General features: G+C 34.2%; 2 protein-coding genes. One reads left to right on the forward strand and one right to left on the reverse strand.

The features are described from left to right. Positions 1-68 precede the first annotated feature (68 nt). Positions 69-1,244 carry a TIR domain-containing protein gene (locus GTQ34_RS16525; RefSeq protein ID WP_166524917.1) on the forward strand — a complete coding sequence of 392 codons (1,176 nt, stop codon included), beginning with the start codon at positions 69-71 and terminating at the stop codon, positions 1,242-1,244. Positions 1,245-1,267: 23 nt separating this feature from the next. Here GTQ34_RS16525 and GTQ34_RS16530 read toward each other — a convergent pair whose 3' ends face one another. Continuing rightward, positions 1,268-1,903 (reverse strand): AAA family ATPase, encoded by a 636-nt coding sequence (locus GTQ34_RS16530; protein WP_166524918.1) that lies wholly within the window; start codon positions 1,901-1,903, stop codon positions 1,268-1,270. Positions 1,904-1,924: the final 21 nt, after the last annotated feature.

The raw sequence follows: 1,924 nt of genomic DNA on the forward strand, positions 1-1,924 counted from the left end.
AATAACGGATAACTAATTATTATGGTTTGGATAGAAAGTATCTCCATAAAGGATAAGGATAACCAAAAATGAGTAATAAAATATTTTTGAGTTGGTCCAAACCTAGAAGTAAGAACTTGGCAAAAGAGGTTAAACTCTTTTTTGAAAACCTATTCGGTACGGGGGTCAATATGTTCATTTCATCAGGTATGGAAAAGGGTTCTTTGGTTGATGTTGGAATTCATGAATCACTTTTGGAAAGCAAGGTATGCCTAGTATGTATTACCGGTGAAAGTCTTAAGTCTCCATGGTTAATGTATGAATCTGGTGTTGTGTTTGGAGCTGGAGGAATCATTATCCCTATCCTTTTTGAAAAAATTCCAGATTGGCATTCATGGATAGATAAACCATTGGTTCGGTACGTTCCTGTTCAATATGATAAGGGTAAAGAGGATTTCTTAAAACTGATTCACACAATTGAAAAACAGTTAAGGATAAAAGCTCTGAATTTTGATAGAAATTGGGACTCATTCTCGGAAAGAGCTAGTCAGGTGTTATTAGAGAATCAAAGTATTCCATTGGAGTGTAAACACCTGGTAGATAAGTTAAAAAATCAAAATGATAATTATTTTACGCCTGATAGTCCAGAAATTAAAGAAGGGCAAGTAGTTTTTCATAGAGGTTTTCATAGTGACCCTCTGTACAAAATATTGACTGATAATATAAAGGAAGAGGGTGGTAAATATTTTTGGTATTATGGCCGAAAAGGAAGTAAGATTCTAAAACGCCAATACTTGGGTTTTTTTGAATATATCTCCGAAGTGGAAAAATTAGGAGGTATGGGGGTGGACTTTCGATGTCTTTTGGTAATGCCAAACAGTATGGGCGCAAAAAAAGCCGATAGAGGTCAGGAAAGAAAGTTCAATTTAGGACTACAGGAATCCATTGAATATGCATTACATCTAAAAAACTTGGGATTAACACCAAGTAAATATTTCAGATTATATGAAAACGTTCGTGATTGCTTAATCGTGCGAAGCGATAACTCACTATTAAGTTCAGGCCCAGTTTATGATACTAAGGGTGTACTTAATTACTTTACCGAACGTCCATTTTATGTTTTTTCTACATTGAAAAGTAAAACTACATCTGAAAACAAAGGTTATCATTTGGTTAAAGAGTTTGAAAAGGTTTGGAAAAACTCCGTTCCGTTAACAAATGATTTATTTTACGAACTATATGAGGAAAAGGTATTTTATCCCTGATATGCCTTAAGATGAAACTATCTTCAACTATACATCTCAGAAATTATGTGTTCAACAGCCTCTAGTACTTCTTTCTCATTTAAATCTGCAACATCAAGACTTTTCATACGAGGATTTTCTTGTTCTAAAATGTCTTGATGTAATAACTCATTCTTTCCGCGGATGTTCTTGAAGAAAAGGTCGACCCTTGAAGGATTTTGTTGTCTTTGCTTTTCCCTTTCTACTAACCTAGAATAATGTATTTTTTCATTACTGCAATATAGGTTTATGAACAAAACATTATCGAAATAGGCTTCCTCCTTATTATATAGGGCTAAGTAAGGAGGGTAAAAATCAACACCTTCAATTATAGTGGGTATCTTCTTCTCTAGCTGCCTTTTGATGAATGCAGCAATTGGTGGGACAAGTTTTGACATATGCTCCTTTCCTTGCTCATAAGTTCGAAACCTCAATCCAATGTGTACAGTATTATCATCGCCTGATATGTCTTGATTGAAATATCGTGTGGCAAATCTCAGTAAGTTCATTTGGTTTAAAGAACGAAATTCACTGTATTTTTTAACCAAATTTAGAGCAAGTGTGCTTTTTCCTGCACCGGGCATTCCTGATATTATTAAAACAAATTCAAGGGGAATTGACACCTTACTTTTAAGTGGCATAATAATTAGTTATCCGTTATT

It is taken from the genome of Flagellimonas ochracea (genome assembly GCF_009903685.1).
GTDB lineage: Bacteria > Bacteroidota > Bacteroidia > Flavobacteriales > Flavobacteriaceae > Flagellimonas > Flagellimonas ochracea.